At 71.7% G+C, this 15772-nt stretch carries 12 protein-coding genes and 1 pseudogene; 7 read left to right on the forward strand and 6 right to left on the reverse strand.

The annotated features are described in order from the left end of the window. Window positions 1-180 precede the first annotated feature (180 nt). Window positions 181-855, forward strand: a complete 675-nt coding sequence (locus tag OG266_RS35395) for a transglycosylase family protein (protein WP_371550683.1) — start codon at window positions 181-183, stop codon at window positions 853-855. 121 nt (window positions 856-976) lie between these two features. Continuing rightward, window positions 977-1639 carry a transglycosylase family protein gene (locus tag OG266_RS35400; RefSeq protein WP_371550685.1) on the forward strand — a complete coding sequence of 221 codons (663 nt, stop codon included), beginning with the start codon at window positions 977-979 and terminating at the stop codon, window positions 1637-1639. On the opposite strand, the gene OG266_RS35405 is transcribed toward OG266_RS35400, so the two are convergent. Genes OG266_RS35405 through OG266_RS35415 form a run of 3 tightly spaced genes read right to left on the reverse strand, consistent with a single transcriptional unit; the run spans window position 1536 to window position 5961 of the window. Then, window positions 1536-2261: an ABC transporter ATP-binding protein gene (locus OG266_RS35405; protein WP_371550687.1), complete on the reverse strand. Its 726-nt coding sequence runs from the start codon at window positions 2259-2261 to the stop codon at window positions 1536-1538. The genes OG266_RS35400 and OG266_RS35405 overlap by 104 nt on opposite strands. Then, window positions 2258-5479, reverse strand: a complete 3222-nt coding sequence (locus OG266_RS35410; RefSeq protein WP_371550688.1) for an ATP-binding cassette domain-containing protein — start codon at window positions 5477-5479, stop codon at window positions 2258-2260. Before OG266_RS35410 ends, OG266_RS35405 begins: the two co-directional genes overlap by 4 nt. Next, window positions 5479-5961, reverse strand: coding sequence for a hypothetical protein (locus OG266_RS35415; RefSeq protein WP_266466545.1), 483 nt, complete (start codon window positions 5959-5961; stop codon window positions 5479-5481). The genes OG266_RS35410 and OG266_RS35415 overlap by 1 nt, the downstream gene beginning before the upstream one ends. A 136-nt stretch (window positions 5962-6097) precedes the next feature. Between OG266_RS35415 and OG266_RS35420 the strand changes: the two genes are divergently transcribed. From OG266_RS35420 to OG266_RS35430, 3 genes are all read left to right on the forward strand, one after another. After that, window positions 6098-6634, forward strand: coding sequence for a hypothetical protein (locus tag OG266_RS35420; RefSeq protein ID WP_371550690.1), 537 nt, complete (start codon window positions 6098-6100; stop codon window positions 6632-6634). Next, window positions 6609-7895: an ABC transporter substrate-binding protein gene (locus OG266_RS35425; protein ID WP_371550692.1), complete on the forward strand. Its 1287-nt coding sequence runs from the start codon at window positions 6609-6611 to the stop codon at window positions 7893-7895. The genes OG266_RS35420 and OG266_RS35425 overlap by 26 nt, the downstream gene beginning before the upstream one ends. Before the next feature lie 79 nt (window positions 7896-7974). Continuing rightward, window positions 7975-9021 (forward strand): helix-turn-helix transcriptional regulator, encoded by a 1047-nt coding sequence (locus tag OG266_RS35430; RefSeq protein WP_371550694.1) that lies wholly within the window; start codon window positions 7975-7977, stop codon window positions 9019-9021. Between the two features lie 43 nt (window positions 9022-9064). On the opposite strand, the pseudogene ctaD reads toward OG266_RS35430, so the two are convergent. Continuing rightward, window positions 9065-10591, reverse strand: a pseudogene (gene ctaD, locus OG266_RS35435) (cytochrome c oxidase subunit I); the annotation flags it as partial. A gap of 401 nt (window positions 10592-10992) precedes the next feature. Between ctaD and OG266_RS35440 the strand changes: the two are divergent. Continuing rightward, window positions 10993-11208, forward strand: a complete 216-nt coding sequence (locus OG266_RS35440) for an I78 family peptidase inhibitor (RefSeq protein ID WP_266466558.1) — start codon at window positions 10993-10995, stop codon at window positions 11206-11208. 108 nt (window positions 11209-11316) lie between these two features. Here the strand turns inward: OG266_RS35440 and OG266_RS35445 are convergent, their stop codons facing one another. Beyond that, window positions 11317-12345, reverse strand: a complete 1029-nt coding sequence (locus OG266_RS35445; protein ID WP_266466562.1) for a phosphatase PAP2 family protein — start codon at window positions 12343-12345, stop codon at window positions 11317-11319. Window positions 12346-12584: 239 nt separating this feature from the next. Then, window positions 12585-13790 carry a glycosyltransferase family 39 protein gene (locus OG266_RS35450; protein ID WP_371550696.1) on the reverse strand — a complete coding sequence of 402 codons (1206 nt, stop codon included), beginning with the start codon at window positions 13788-13790 and terminating at the stop codon, window positions 12585-12587. Window positions 13791-14093: 303 nt separating this feature from the next. Here OG266_RS35450 and OG266_RS35455 point away from each other — a divergent pair, with 303 nt between their 5' ends. Then, complete coding sequence (locus OG266_RS35455; protein ID WP_266466570.1) at window positions 14094-15701, forward strand: MFS transporter; 1608 nt, start codon at window positions 14094-14096, stop codon at window positions 15699-15701. Window positions 15702-15772: the final 71 nt, after the last annotated feature.

The raw sequence follows: 15772 nt of genomic DNA on the forward strand, positions 1-15772 counted from the left end.
GACAAGCTCCATAGATTCCTCGACCGTGTGCAACGAGCACCGCTCGGGTACGTCCGCCGGCCGAACCAGCCAGCTCGCAGCACAGCCTCCGGCGGACGGGGCGGAGCGCGACAACCGCGTCAAACGCGCAGGGCGTCGCGCCCCGTCTTGGGGGACCCCGGGTCCGTGGAGAGGAATTACATGTCCGCGTGTGCCGAGAACAACACTCATAAAGGTCGTACGACGCGTACGGCTGCGGTCCTCGCCGGGGCGGCCCTGCTCGCCCCGCTCGGACTGCTCGCCGCGAGCGGCAACGCCGCCGCGGCCGACAGCGGAGTGTGGGACCGCATCGCCAAGTGCGAGAGCGGCGGAAACTGGCACATCAACACCGGCAACGGCTACTACGGAGGGCTCCAGTTCTCCGCAAGCACCTGGCGCGCGTACGGCGGTGGCGCCTATGCGGCAACCGCCGACAAGGCTTCCAAGGGCGCCCAGATAGCCGTCGCCACCAAGGTCCAGCGCGCACAGGGATGGGGCGCGTGGCCCACCTGTTCGGCGCGGGCCGGAGCGTACGGAGGCGCACCCGCGTCCTCGGGCGCCGGGTCGGCCGGAGGCTCGGCCACCAAGAAGTCGACACCCAAGTCGGCGCCGAAGTCGACACCCAAGTCGGCCCCGTCGAAGGCGCCCGAGCGCCCGGCGGACGACCACACGAACCGGAGTTCGTCCCGGGGCGACTACACAGTCCGCAGCGGCGACACGCTGAGCACCATCGCGGTGTCGCACGGGACCACCTGGCGGAAGATCTACGCCGCCAACAAGGCAGTCATCGGCGGTGATCCCGACCTGATCCTGCCCGGGCAGCGGCTCGACCTCTGAGCCCCGCCCGTCGCCCTTGAGAGAGGGGGTCCTGCCCGGTCGGTCCGCCGACCGGGTGGGGCCCCGGCCGAGCCGGGCGCGGCTGGCCGGGCACGCGTGGCGGGCTGCCTAGCGTGGGCCGATGCATCCCACGCGGTTCCCATCGACCATGTCGGGCAAGTGCGTTCGGTACGCGGCCGTGATCGCCGCCGCGCTGGCCGTACTCGCCCCTTCCCGGGCGATGGCCGCGCCACCGCCACCGCTTCCCGGCCCTCAGGCGGCGCGGGTGCCGTACGACTGCGTCAAGGACCAGTGGCCCTGGGGCTGCCTCGCCGACTGCGAGAGCAGCGGCCGCTGGGACGCGAACACCGGGAACGGCTTCTACGGCGGGCTGCAGTTCTGGCCGCCGACCTGGGAGGAGTACGGCGGCCTGAAGTACGCCGCGCGTGCCGATCTGGCCACGCGCGCGGAGCAGATCACCGTCGCCGAGGGGGTGTTGGCCGCCCAGGGGTGGGAGGCCTGGCCCGTCTGTGCCAAGAGGTACGGACTCCAGGGCCGCATGCATGTGGTGAAGCGTGGCGACACGCTCTCGTCGATCGCCCGCAAGTACCAGGTCAAGGGCGGCTGGCAGGCGCTCTACAAGGCCAACAAGCAGATGATCGGTGCCTATCCGGACCGGCTGAACGTGGGCACTCTGCTCGTCATCCCGAAGGGTTCGGGCGGCGCCCGGATCTCGGCCCGTGCCCTGTTCGGCCCGCCCCTGTCCCCCCTGGCCCCCGTGTCGCTTCGGCCGCCTCTCCGCTGAACACGACCGCGCCGCGGCGCAGTTCATGGACGTACACCGTCCGCCCGGCCCTCTCCAGCAGGCCGGGCGGCAGCCGCTGTTCCGCGACCACCACGCACGCGTCGAGGCCGCCGAGCAGCTCGTACGTCCGTGCCGCGACCGTCGGTGACATGCCCTGCGCGGGCTCGTCGACGAGCACCACGCGCGCGCGTGCCAGCAGGGCGCGGGAGAGGGCGAGCATGCGCTGCTCGCCGCCGGAGAGGGTGCCCGCGCGACGGGGGAGGAGGGGGCGGAGCTGGGGGTAGGCGTCGAGGGCGGCGGCGAAGTCGTTCTTGGGGGCGGCCAGTTCGAGGTTCTCGCGGACCGTGAGTGAGCCGAAGACGGCCCGGCGCTCCGGGACGAGGCACAGTCCGCGGCGGGCGCGTTCGTAGGCGGGTAGCCGGGTGACGTCCGCGCCGTCCCAGACGACGGCGCCGCCGGACAGGGGTACGTCCCCCGCGAGGGCGCGCAGCGCGGTCGTGCGGCCGGAGCCGTTGCGGCCGAGCAGCACGGTGAGGCCGGGGCCGGGGGCGACGAGGGTCACGCCGTGCAGGGCCTCCAAGGGGCCGTAGCGCACGCGCGCGTGGCGCAAGGCGATGCTCATCCGCCGGTCCCCGTCTCGAGTACGCGGTCGGCGGGCCCGGAGGTGACGATCCGCCCCGCGGCCATGACATGGACGGTATGGGCCAGGTCGGCGACCAGATCGAGATCGTGCTCCACGACGAGCAGGGCCATGCCGTCCGCGGCGAGGGCCTGCAACACGCGCGCGAGGGCGGCCACTTCACCGCTGTCGAGCCCCGCGGCAGGCTCGTCGAGCAGCAGCACCCGCGGACTTCCGGCGAGCGCCCGCGCCAGCTCGACGCGCCTGAGCGTCCCGGTCGGCAGCCCCGCCGCGGGCAGCGCCCGCACCGGCCCGTCGAGACCGAAAAGGCGCAACGCCCGCTCCACGGCCCCCGGATCAGCGATCCGTCCCTGCTCGGCGCCCACCCGCACGTTCTCGGCCACGGTCAACGAGGGGAAAACCGCCAGCTGTTGAAAGGTCCGGGCGATCCCGAGGCGAGTACGGGCGTGCGCGGCCTGCCGGGTGATGTCACGCTCCCCGAGCAGTACCTGCCCGCGCGCCGGGCGCAGAGTCCCGGCGAGACAGTGGAAGAGGGTGCTCTTCCCCGCGCCGTTGGGACCCACGACGGCGGTGACCCGCCCGGGCCGGACTTCGAGGTCGACTCCGTCGAGGGCGGTGAAACCCCCGTAGGTGACGTGCAGTCGGCGGGCGCGCAGGGTGGTGGGCTCCAGTGGGGGGTGCGAGCGGCGGGGTGCGGGCCGCGGGGCTGGTGCCCCGCTCGCCGGGCCGGGCGGTGCCGTGGCGTCCCCGCGCGCTTGCGCGGCGCCTCCCGCCCCCACGGGATCGTCCTGTCGGCTCGGGGGTCGACCCGGATCCTGAGCGGACGTGCGGCTACGCGGTGGTGCGGAGTCGTCCCGTCGACTCCGGGGTCCACCCGCTTCCGAGCCGGGAGCCTCGCCCCGCGGCTGTGCCGCACTTCCCGGCTGTTCGGTGCCTGGCGTCGTCCCGTCGGTTCCGGGTTGTCCGGGGGTGTCGGGTGGCGTGGCGAGGTGGCCGGACCTTGCGGTGCTGGGGTGGTCGTGCCGGAGTTCACCGGGACTGCCGGCGGGGGTGTTGCCCTGCGGTTGTCCGGAGCCCGGCGCCTGCCCGCCGATGCCGGGTCGCCCGGCACTGCTGAGCGGCGCGGTATCGGGGGGCGGCTTGGCGCCATGCCTCGAAGCTGTGTGGCTCGGCTCGGACAGGCCACCTTGCCTGCCCTGTTGCCCGGAGTGTCCCGCCCCCGAGGGGTCCCAACCGGCTGGACGGTGTCCGCGCTCGGGTACCCCAGGCCCTCCCGGTGCGTGCCGCCTCGTGGATGTCATCGCGGTGGCCCCCGCCGGTACCAGCTCCCTGGCCGTCCGCGGTCGCACCGGCCGCAGTTGGCGTCGTACGCGGGCCCCCAAGGGGGTGAGTGTCGCCCGGCGGCGCAGGCGCAGCCGGGAAGCGGCGGTGCGCAGGGCCTCGTACGGGCCCCCGGGGAAGCGGCCGACGAAGACGGCCAGTACGCCGATGAGGGCCGCCGCCACCCCGCCGCGCGCCCCCGCGTCGAGCCCGACGAGCAGGGCCGCGGCGGCGAGGGCGCCGAGCACGCTGTCGGCGCCGAGGACGACGACCGCCGCGAACCAGAGCAGGCCGCGGACGGGGTCGTACGCCGTCGCGTCGAAAGCGCGCAGGCCCATGCCGAGCATGCCGCCGCCCAGTGCGGCCAGGGCGGCGCCCGCCACGAAGGCGGTGAGTTTCAGGGCGGGGACGCGGATGCCCGCCGCCGACGCGCCCGACTCGTGGTCGCGCATCGCGGCCAGGGCCCGGCCCGTGCGGCCGCGGCGCAGCGCGCCGGCCGCCAGCAACGCGCAGGCCAGCAGGGCCAGTTCGAGCAGGTAGTACGCGCGGTCGCCGTCGAAGCCCGCCGGGCGGTCCAGGGACAGACCCGAGGTGGCGTACGGCTGGCTGAAGACGAAGCGGCTGACGCCGACGCCCACCGCGAAGGTGGCCAGGGCGAGGGCCAGGCCGTGGCGGCTGATGGCGGGCCAGCCGGTCAGGAGGCCGAGCGGGGCGACCAGGATCACCGCCACCGCGAGCGCGGCCAGTTCCGGGAGCCGCGGCAGGCCCGGGAAGCGGCCCGCCGCCAGCAGGGCCGTGAAGAGGGCGCCCAGACCCGCGTACGCCGCCTGCCCGAGCGAGATCTGGCCGCCGCGGCCGGTGACGACGACCAACGACAGCAGCACCACGCCCAGCGCCGGCACCTGCACCGACGTATGCAGGTCCGAGCCCGCGAAGCCCAGCGGCAGCAGGAAGAGGACGACCGCCACGATCCACGCCCCCGGCGGTGTCGCCACCCGGGCCGTCGCCGTGCGCGGGAGCGCGTCGCGGGTGCCGATGCCGGGGAGGACGAGGGCCGCGATCAGGAGCGCGACGACGAACAGGTTCGCGCCGACCGCCTGGAGCAGCGGTTCACCCCAGCCGGACGGGTGCAGCCGCGTCAGCTGGCTCTGGGCGACCCCGATGCCCAGCGCCACCACGACGGCCACCGGGAGGCTGCGCATCCGGGCGACCACGGCGACCGCGAGCACCTCCATGACGAGCAGGGGCATGCCGTACGGGTCGAGGCGCACGTAAGGGGCGAGGAGCACGCCCGTCAGACCGGCCGTGAACGAGCCGAACGCCCAGCCCGCCGCCGCCACCCGGTCGGCATCGATGCCGCCGAGCACGGCGAGCGAGCGGTCGTCGACGACGGCGCGCAGCTCCGTGCCGATGCGGGTCCAGCGCGTGACGGCACCGACCCCCACGGCCAGCGCGACGGCCACCGCCAGCTGCCCCCACGGATCCGCCGACACCAGCGTCGGCGCGTCCGCCCGTGCCCCGGTGCCCCACACCAGGGCGGCCCCGCCGACCAGCAGGACGAAGACGCCGATGGACGCGACGAGCGTCTGCGCGGGGTCACTGCCGAGGACGGACAGCGGACGGAAGACGAAACGCTCCAGGGCCACGCCGATCGCCGGGGCCACAAGGAGCAGCGTCACCGCGGCGCCGAGCCACAGCGGCCAGCCCCATTCGACCGTGAACTGGCGCAGCAGATACGCGCAGACCATCGCGATCGCGCCGTGCGCGAAGTTGAGCACGCCGGTCGCCCGGTGGGTGACGATCAGCCCGATCCCGGTCAGGGCGGCGGCGCTGCCGACCGAGAGACCGGCGAGGGTGAGGTCGTACGTCAGTGACGCCATCAGTCGTCCGGATCGGCGGCGGACGGCTCGCAGATCGGGCAGGGCCCCAGTTCCCCGCTCGCCAGCAGCAGCGAGTCCACCGGCACGGCCTCCGCCTTCCCGGCGACCAGCGGGCAGTCCGCGCGATGCCACAACGTGCCGCCCGGCACCGTCAGCAGCTCGCCGCTGACGGCGACGGGCACGGCAGCGGCCTGCCCGGACTCGTCCACGTCGGCGGGCTCCGCGGCGACGAGGAGCCCGTACAGCTCCTCCACGCGCGCCGCCGCCAGCGCGTTCCTGCCATGGGTGAGCAGTACCGCGCCCGCGATGATCAGCGCGGCGCCGGGAACCGTGCACGACGCGAGAAACGGCAGCTGCCGCTCCGCGTAGCGCTCGCCCGAGATGCCGTACCAGCCGATCACGCACAACACCGCTCCCGCGGCGAGCGCGGCCCACCCCGCCCACAGGACGGGGTGCACAGTCCGCAGTCGAGCTGTCCGCATCCGGGGCTCCAGCACGTCGTGTGTTTGGTCCGTTGACTGTCCATGTCAGCCAATGGCTTGCACTATGCCTTCTGCAAGCTGACCCTGAAAGCACCGGGCGCACCTGGGCCCGGTCCGACACCCGGTGGTGAGCCAGATGGTTCTCGGGACAGACCTCAGGCGGGGGAACGGCCGGGGGGTGGCGGCAGCGGCGGTCCTGTTCCTCGCCGCGGCCCTCACGGCGTGCAGCGACGAGAGCGGCGGCGGAGACACGAATCCGCCCACCCCCTCCGTGGAGCAGTCCACCAGCGCGGAGCCCAGCCCCACGGCTCCGGCCGATCCCGCGGCGGCCGAGCAGGAGATCAAGGAGAACTGGGAGAAGTTCTTCGACCCTGCCGTCGCCCAGAAGGACAAGACGGCCGTCCTGGAGAACGGCGACCAGATGACCGAGGTCCTGGAAGGATTCAGCGGCGATCAGCGCGGCCAGCAGGTGAAGGCCGTCGTCGAGAAGGTCGAGTTCGCTTCGCCGACCGACGCGAACGTGACGTACTCGCTGCTCCTGCAGGGCGCGACCGCGCTGCCGGGCGCCTCCGGAACGGCGGTCGAGCAGGACGGCACCTGGAAGGTGTCCGTGAAGACGCTCTGCGCACTGGTGACACTGAGCGGCAATGCGTCGCCGGGCCCGGGCTGCTGAGGCCCTCGCCGCGGGCCTGCTGCTCCTGCTGAGCGCGGCCTGCGGCAGCCGCCTCCCGGAGAGCGACTTCGAGAACCGGTCCACGCCCACCCGGCAGGGCGACACCGCCCCGATCCGAGTCGGCATCATCACCAGCGCCACCAGCCCCGTCGGCGGCTCCGCCTTCACCGGACCGCGCGACGGGGCGAAGGCCTACTTCGACCGTCTCAACGCGCGCGGCGGCATCGGCGGGCGGCCCGTCGAGGTGCGGCTGTGCGACGACGGGGGCAGCGGGGTCGGCAACAACGAGTGCGTGCACCGGCTCGTCGACGAGGACAAGGTCGTCGCCCTCGTCGCCACCACCGCCCTCGACTACGCGGGCGCCCCTCGCGTGTCCCACGCGCGCGTGCCCGACATCGGCGGTCAGCCCATCGGGCCGGCCTACGACACCTATCCGTACCTCTACGGGATCTACGGCAGCCTCGCGCCCCGCGCGGGCACGCCCGGCTGGGGCGGTGAGCTGTACGGCGGCACCGAGGTCTACCGCTACTTCAAGCGCGAGCAGGGCGCCCGCACCGCCGCCGTCGTCTCCTACAACCAGTCCGCCTCGGCCGCCTACGCCCGGCTCGTCGCCCAGGGACTGAAGGCCGAGGGCTACAAAGTCGTCGCCGAACAGGTCGACTTCGCGCTCCCCAACTTCCGTGCCGTCGCGGCCGACCTCAAGGAACAGGGCGCAGACCTCGTCTTCGACGCCCTCGACACGCATGGCAACGCCCAGCTCTGCGAGGCGATGGACGACGTCGGGGCCTCGGTCATCGCCAAGGTCACCAACGTGCAGAACTGGACGTCCGCCGTTGCCTCGGACTACAAGGACTCTCCGCGCTGCCGCAACGCTCTGTGGGCCACCGGGGCCAGTCGCAACTACTCGGACACCGGGGATGCCGCCGTGCGGGAGTTCCGGGACGCGACGAAGGGGCTGAAGACCCACTCCCAGTGGCAGTTGGAGGGGTGGGCCGCCGCCATGTGGTTCTCGGACGCGGCCGAGTCCTGTGCGTCTACGGGGGTCACGCGGGCGTGTGTCGACAGGTTCATGAACCGGGGGGAGCCGTACAGCGCCGACGGGTTGCTGATTCCGGTCGTGTACGACCGGCTGTCCGAGCCGCCTGCGACGCGCCGGACGTGTGTGTCGGTGGCGCGCTGGGAGGACGACCGGGGCTGGGTCTCCCAGGGGGACATGAACAGCAACTGTTTTGAGGTGCCGCAGCTGGGTTATCGGCCTTGAGGGGGCGAAAAACCCACCCCCACCCCAGCTCCCCCCTTGCGGACAGCCGCTGTCCGCAAGGGCTGCCAGACTCGCATCCATGTTGGAGACATCGGCACGACTGCTGCGCCTGCTCTCGCTGCTGCAGGCCCATCGCGAATGGTCCGGGGCCGATCTGGCGGACCGGCTCGGGGTCACGCCCAGGACCGTGCGCCGCGACGTGGACCGGCTGCGCGAGCTGGGCTATCCCGTCAACGCCAGCCCCGGCACGGGCGGCGGCTATCAGCTGGGCGCGGGGGCCGAGCTGCCGCCGCTGCTCCTGGACGACGACGAGGCGGTGGCCGTGGCGGTCGGTCTGCGGACGGCCGCGGGGCAGGGCATCGAGGGCATCGGCGAGACCTCCGTACGGGCGCTCGCCAAGCTGGAGCAGGTGCTCCCGCACAGGCTGCGCCGCCGGGTGGGCGCCCTGAACGCGTTCACCGTGCCGATGCTGCGCGGCCCGCAGCCGTCAGCCATCGACCCGGCCGTGCTCACCGAGCTGGCCAACCTCTGCAGGGACGCCGAACGGCTGCGCTTCGACTACCGCAGCCATGACGGAGTGTCGACCCGCCGTACCGTCGAACCGCACCGCCTGGTGTGCACCGAGTGGCGCTGGTACCTGGTCGCCTGGGACGTCGACCGCGAGGACTGGCGTACGTTCCGGGTGGACCGCATCACGCCCAGGCCGCCGCACGGACCCCGCTTCACGCCCCGTACGCCACCCGCCGAGGACCTGTCGGCGTACGTCTCCAAAGGCGTCTCCACGCGCGCGTACGCCTCGCATGCCGTCATCAGGCTGCTGGTGCCCATGGAGGAGGCCGCCGCGCGGATCTCGCCCTCCGCCGGGACGCTGGAGGCGGCAGGGAAGGACAGCTGCATCCTGCGCACCGGGGCCGCGAGCCTCGATGTGATGGTGCTTCATGTGATGATGACGGGCCTGGAGTTCGAGGTGATCGAACCCGCGGAGCTCAACGAGGCGATCAGGACGGCGCGGGACCGGCTGTCCCGGGCTCTGGAGCGGGGGCAGGAGCCGGGGACACCGCCGCGTACTCGGGATGGTGAAGGTCGAACGCCGGGGACTCGGAGCGGATCCGGGGCAGCGTGTTGAAGTTGTGCCTCGGTGGCGGACACGAGGTCGCCCACTCCAGGGAGCGGCCGAAGCCCCAGGGGTCGTCGACGTCGACCTTGGTGCCGTACTTGGCGGTCTTCCAGACGTTGTAGAGGAACGGCAGCGTGGAGATGCCCAGCAGGAACGCGCCGATCGTCGAGATGGTGTTGAGTGCCGTGAAGCCGTCGGCCGCGAGGTAGTCGGCGTACCGGCGCGGCATGCCCTCGGCGCCCAGCCAGTGCTGCACCAGGAACGTCGTGTGGAAGCCGACGAAGAGCGTCCAGAACTGGATCTTGCCGAGCCGTTCGTCGAGCATCTTGCCGGTGAACTTGGGCCACCAGAAGTAGAAGCCGCCGAAGGTCGCGAAGACGACGGTGCCGAAGACGACGTAGTGGAAGTGGGCGACCACGAAGTACGAGTCGGTCACATGGAAGTCGAGGGGCGGCGAGGCCAGGATCACCCCGGTCAGGCCGCCGAACAGGAACGACACCAGGAAGCCGACGGCCCACAGCATGGGGGTCTCGAAGGACAGGGACCCCTTGAGCATCGTGCCGGTCCAGTTGAAGAACTTCACGCCCGTGGGCACCGCGATCAGGAACGACATGAACGAGAAGTACGGCAGGAGCACGGCGCCGGTCGCGAACATGTGGTGCGCCCACACGACCACCGACAGGCCGGTGATGGCCATCGTCGCGGCGACGAGCGTCAGATAGCCGAAGATCGGCTTCCGGCTGAAGACCGGCAGGATCTCCGTGATGATCCCGAAGAACGGCAGCGCGATGATGTAGACCTCGGGATGCCCGAAGAACCAGAACAGGTGCTGCCACAGCAGCGCTCCGCCGTTCGCCGCGTCGAACACCTGTGAGCCGAACCGCCGGTCCGCCTCGAGCACCAGCAGCGCCGCCGCCAGCACCGGGAACGCGAAGAGGATGAGGATCGAGGTGAAGAGCGTGTTCCAGGTGAAGATCGGCAGCCGGAACATCGTCATGCCGGGCGCGCGCATCCCGATGATCGTCGTGATGAAGTTGACCGCGCCGAGGATCGTGCCGAAGCCGGCCAGTGCGAGCCCCATGATCCACATGTCGGCGCCGATGCCCGGCGAGCGCTCCAGGCTGTTGAGCGGCGCGTAGGCGAACCAGCCGAAGGCGGCGGGACCGCTGGGTACCAGGAGCGAGCCGAGGACGATCAGGCCGCCGAAGAGGAACAGCCAGTACGACAGCATGTTCAGCCGCGGGAAGGCGACGTCCGGGGAGCCGATCTGCAGCGGCATGATCTCGTTGGCGAAGCCGGCGAAGGTCGGGGTCGCGAACAGCAGCAGCATGATCGTGCCGTGCATGGTGAACATCTGGTTGAACTGGTTGTTGTCGATGAGCTGCAGACCGGGCCGGGCGAGTTCGGCGCGCATCAGCAGCGCCATCAGGCCGCCGGTCAGGAAGAACGCGAACGACGTGATCAGGTAGAGGTGCCCGATCTTCTTGTGATCGGTGGTGGTCAGCCAGTCGACGATCACGCGCCCCGGCTGCTTGATCCGTACGGGTCGCGCCGCCGCCTGCGCGGTGTCCGTCCCCATCGCTCGCCCCTTCGCGATCGCCTTCCGGGCCTGCTGAGCTCACGCCATGATGCTCGCGTCGCCCCGCGCTCCGACAGAGGGCGTGCGGGGGTTGTGTGCTGGAACCGTGTATTTCCTATGCGGCGTCAGCTTCCGGGACACGCCCCGGAATCGCAATGGAAAGGCCGCGCAGCACGACCGACTCCGCACATTCCAATGGGCTATTCGGGACGGCGTCACCGTAGTCCCGAATTACGTTCGAAGGCGTGCGAAACACCTACCGAACCCCCCGTACGTGTGACGGAGTTCGGCTGAAACGCTTGTCGTGGTCCTGTGACAGAAATGTGACCGGTGAGGGATAAGAGGCGCATGGTGCGGGGTTGGGCTTCCCCACCGGCGAAGGGCCGCCTAACGTGGCGTTCATGGCACCCATTCCCACTCCTCCCGCAGAGCCCCAGGACAGTACGGAGACCTATGTCGGGCTGGAGGCGAGAAGCGCCGAGCGCCGTGCCCGGGAGCGCGGCTGGTCCACGGTGCGCTCGCTGCCGCCCGGCGCGATCATCACCATGGAGTACCGCGCGGGGCGGCTGAACTTCGAGGTCAGTGACGGCAGGGTGACCCGCTGCTGGAAGGGCTGACGGCGCCGCAGACGGACATACGCGAAGGCCCCCGGTTCGTCAGGAGCCGGGGGCCTTCGCGGTGCGGGGAGAGGCTGTGTGCGTACCGGCCCCGCGGGTTCTGTGTGCTCAGCCGCCTGCCGCGGGGCGGACCGGGGTGCTGCTGGTCGTGCGCGGTACGCGGTCCGCGTGCGGCGGCCGGCGGCTGCCGATCGGTGTGACCGGGGTGCGCTCGGAGCGGGTCGTGTGCGGGCCCGGGGCCAGGTAGACGGGCGCCCGGGGCGGGAGGGAACCGCTGACCGTCTCGCGCGCCGGAGCCTCCCCGTCCACGTCGGCGGGCTGCGTGACCATGACGGGCACGCCGACCGGAGCGGGCGCCTGGGCAGGCGCGGGACGGGCACGACGGGCGCGCCAGGAGTCGCGCAGGGAGAAGATCCAGACCTCGGCGCGGGCGATCAGCGGCTCGACCCAGGGCAGCGCCAGCAGGATCAGCAGCCCCGCCGCCCAGCCCAGGACCACGTCGCTCAGCCAGTGCGTGCCGAGGTAGACGGTGGTCAGACCGACACCCAGGGAGACCACGGCGGAGACCGCGGACAGCCAGCGCCTGGCCCGTGGGGTCGAGGCCAGATAGGCCAGGATTCCCCAGGTCACGACGGCGTTCGCGGTGTGTCCCGAAGGAAATATATCGCCGCCGAGACCCATCTCGCTCGAGCCGATCGTGGTCGCGTAGTGCGGGCCGAGGCGGCCCATGCCGATCTTGGCGGCGCCGACCGTGATGTTCAGCAGCAGCAGCGAGGCGCCCAGTGTGAGCAGCGGGCGCAGGGTGTGCTGCCGCCAGGAGCGCCAGCCCAGCCAGGCGCAGACCATCACGGCAGTGGGGCCGCGCTGGCCGAGCACCACGTAGTAGTCGAGGAACGCGTGGATCTCCGGCCACTGCTGATAGGGCCGGAAGAACATGACCTGCCAGTCGAACCGGACCAGCCACGACGTGATCGCCACGGCCCACACAATGGCCAAGTAGAAGGCCAGGGTGGCTACGAAGAGCACAACCCTGTGCCGACTCATCTTCGGCACATCGATGTGGGCCGGTCGTTCCGGCTCACGGTCCAGCCGGGCGAAGACCCGGTCCAGACGCTTGAGGGTTCGTTCGGTACGCACTCAATCGACGTTACAGCGAGTGAGCTGCGTTCAAGGTCGAATCACTCGCTTTGTGATGACGATGTGATGTGGGATTCCTCTCAGGATGATGTCAATTTCCAATGAATCGCTAATCCTCCCTGGCCGGACCCTTCAATTCCATCGATCAAGTGTGAGTTCGGTTTTATGTCTCTTATATTTCCGTTCACCTGGAACTGGTGTGGAATTCTCTGGCCGCTCACCGGGCGCCATGGAGTCGATCATGGCGGCCCGGTGCCGTTCAGCCAGAAGGCCCCGTAGGCCGCCGAGGCCACCGCCACACCGCCGAGCACCAGCGCTGACCTGGGCGTACGCAGCCGGGACAGGGCCACCGCGAGGGGCAGCAGCAGGGGGAACGCGGGGAGCAGAAGGCGTGGTTTCGAGCCGAAGTACCCCGACGCGCACAGGGCGAGCGCGGTGACGATCCCCGCGTACACCAGGAGCGGCAGCGGCTGGCCCTGCCGCAGGCATGTCACGTACAGCCACACCACCAGCACGACCCCGACGACCAGTCCCAGGCCGGCCAGGGCGGAGGGGAAGGACGTGAACTTGTCGCCGACGAAGCGGGCGAAAGCGTACCCGCCGTCGAAACCGTTGCCCCACTGCGCCTGGACATCGAGGTAGCCCAGCGGCCCCCCGCCCGTGCGGTGGCCCACCCACAGGACGTACCCGGCGGCGCCGAGGGGCGCTAGGAGCATGCCGAGGGCGCGCCGCCACGCGGGGGCGCCGTCCGGATGCGGCGCGCTTCGATTCGGTACGTACGAGGTATCCCGCTGGGTCGGCGTGTCCCGTACGAACGAGGTGATCGCCGCCACCCACAGGGCCGCGACGACCGCGGCGCCCACCGGGCGGGTCAGGCCCGCGAGCGCGGCGAGCGTGCCCGCCGTCAGCCAGCGGCCGGTCAGTACCGCGTAGAGCGACCAGGCGGCGAGCGCCGTGAACAGGGACTCGCTGTACGCCATCGACTGCACGATGCCGATGGGCAGCACCGCCCACACGAGCACGGCGCAGACACCGGCCCGGCGCCCGTACACATGGTCCGCGACCGCGAAGATCCCCCAGGCCGCGGCGAGCGAGGCCAGCGTGCCGACGAGGAGGCCCGCGTCCGCGTACGACAGCGGGGTGAGCGCCGAGACGAGCCGTTCCAGCCAGGGCAGCAGCGGGAAGAACGCGAGGTTCGAGTGCACGTCGCCGTTCGGGAGGCGGACCTCGTAGCCGTAGCCGAGTTCGGCGACCCGGGTGTACCAGAGCGAGTCCCAGCGGGCGGTCAGCAGCGTGTGGGCGCTCTTGCCGTTCGCCGCGCTCCACACGGCCAGCGTGATGAGGCCCAGGGCGCGCACGGCCGCGTAGCCCAGGAGGGCGGGCGCGGCCCGGCGCAGGGCGCCCGTGCGGGGCGGCGTCGCTACGGGCGTCTCAAGATCGGTCACGGGCTCGATTATCGGGGGCCCACGGAACCGGGGGACCCGCCGGGGCGTGGTCCAGCAAAGGGTGCGGCAAAGGGGAGCCCGGCCCTTCAAGGCCCGGCGTGCCAGGTGGAGCGTGGCGTACGCCACACCCCGCTGAGTGGAACGTGAGAGGTCCGCCACGCGTCATCGGCTGGAACTCGCGTACGCTGACGGCTCACTCGCCTTTGTTGCGTGGGCCGGGATTCCGCTCTCCCAGGCCGCAACCGCAGGGAGTCCCCACCCCGCGGTCCCGCCGAACGCGAGGGAACATCTGGGAGGTAGTGCATGTCCGGGACGACTACGGCCGCTGCGCGATGCCGTCGGGAGACCGGGGCCGTTGCCAACCGCTGGGTCGTCCTCGTCGTCCTCTGCGTCAGCCTGCTCCTTGTCGCCCTCGACGCCACCGTGCTGCATGTCGCGGTACCGGCCGTCACCGAGGACCTCAAGCCCGGCGGGATAGAGCTGCTCTGGATCGTCGACGTCTACCCGCTCGTCTGCGCCTCGCTCCTCATCCTCTTCGGCACGCTGGGCGACCGCGTCGGGCGCCGCCGGATCCTCCTCCTCGGGTACGCGCTCTTCGGCGTCGCCTCCGGACTCGCGGCCCTCGCCGACAGCGCACAGGTCCTCATCGGCGCGCGCGCCCTGCTCGGCGTCGGCGGCGCGATGATCATGCCCGCGACGCTTTCCATCCTGCGCCAGGTCTTCCCCGACCGGCGGGAGCGGGCGCTCGCGATCGGTATCTGGAGCGCCGTGGCCGCTGTGGGCGCCGCGGTCGGGCCGCTCCTCGGCGGGTTCCTGCTGGAGCACTTCTGGTGGGGGTCCGTCTTCCTCATCAACATCCCGCTGATGCTGGTCAGCCTCCCCATCGGGCGACTGTTGCTGCCCGAGTCCAAGGGCGACGGGAAAGGGCCCTGGGACGTCGTCGGCGCGCTCATGGGCGCGGCCGCGCTGTTCGGAATCGTCCTCGGCGTGAAGCGGCTCGGCGGGGGTGAGGCGCCGTTCAGCCCGTTCACGCTGGTGCCACTGCTCGCGGGTGCGGCGCTGATGGTCGCCTTCGTACGCCGGCAGCGGCGGCGCGAACATCCGCTGGTCGATCTGCGGATGTTCTCCAGGCCCGCGTTCAGTACGTCCGTCTGCTGCATCGTGCTCGCCATGCTCGCCCTGGTCGGGCTCGAGCTGATCGCCGCCCAGTATCTGCAGCTCGTGCTCGGCCTTTCGCCGCTGGAGACCGGGCTGCGACTGCTGCCGCTCACCGTCGCGGCGATGGCGGCGGGGCTCGCCGGCGCGAAGATGCTGCGGCGGTTCGGGCCGCGCGCGATGGTCTGCTCCGGGTTCTGCATCACCGCGGCCGCGGTGATCACGCTCGTCCCGATGGGCGGGCGTGACAACACCGGGCTGCTGCTCTTCGGGTTCGTGCTTCTCGGGTTCGGCCTTGAGATGACGCTCTTCGGCGCGTACGAGTCGATGCTCAGCGAGGCTCCTCCGGCGCAGGCCGGCGGGGCCGCGGCGATCGGCGAGACCTCGTACCAGCTGGGCGCCGGCATCGGGATCGCGCTCCTGGGGAGTGTGATGAACGCGGCGTACACGCCCCGGCTGTCGTCGGTGCCGGGCGTTCCGGCTTCGGATTCCAAGGCGGCGGGGCACTCTCTGGGGGAGGCGTACGAAGTCGCTGCGCGGCTTGGCGGGCATCCTGGTGCTGCTCTGCGGCACGCCGCTCGGGACTCCTTTGTGCACGGGCTGCATGTGACCCTGCTGGTCAGTGCGGGGCTGTTGCTGCTCGGGGCCGTTATGGCGCTGCGGCTTCCGCGGGTCATGGAGTGCGGGGCGCCTGCGGCGGGCTCGGCGGAGATTCCGGCGCCCCGGGAAGTCGCGTCGGCCCGCGTGCCTGTTTAGTTCTCCCGCCCGCGCACCGCCCGTGCGGCCCAGCCGACAAGTGCGGGTCTCCCGTGGGGGTTGTCCGCCGT

The sequence above is a fragment of the Streptomyces sp. NBC_00554 genome, from assembly GCF_041431135.1.
GTDB lineage: Bacteria > Actinomycetota > Actinomycetes > Streptomycetales > Streptomycetaceae > Streptomyces.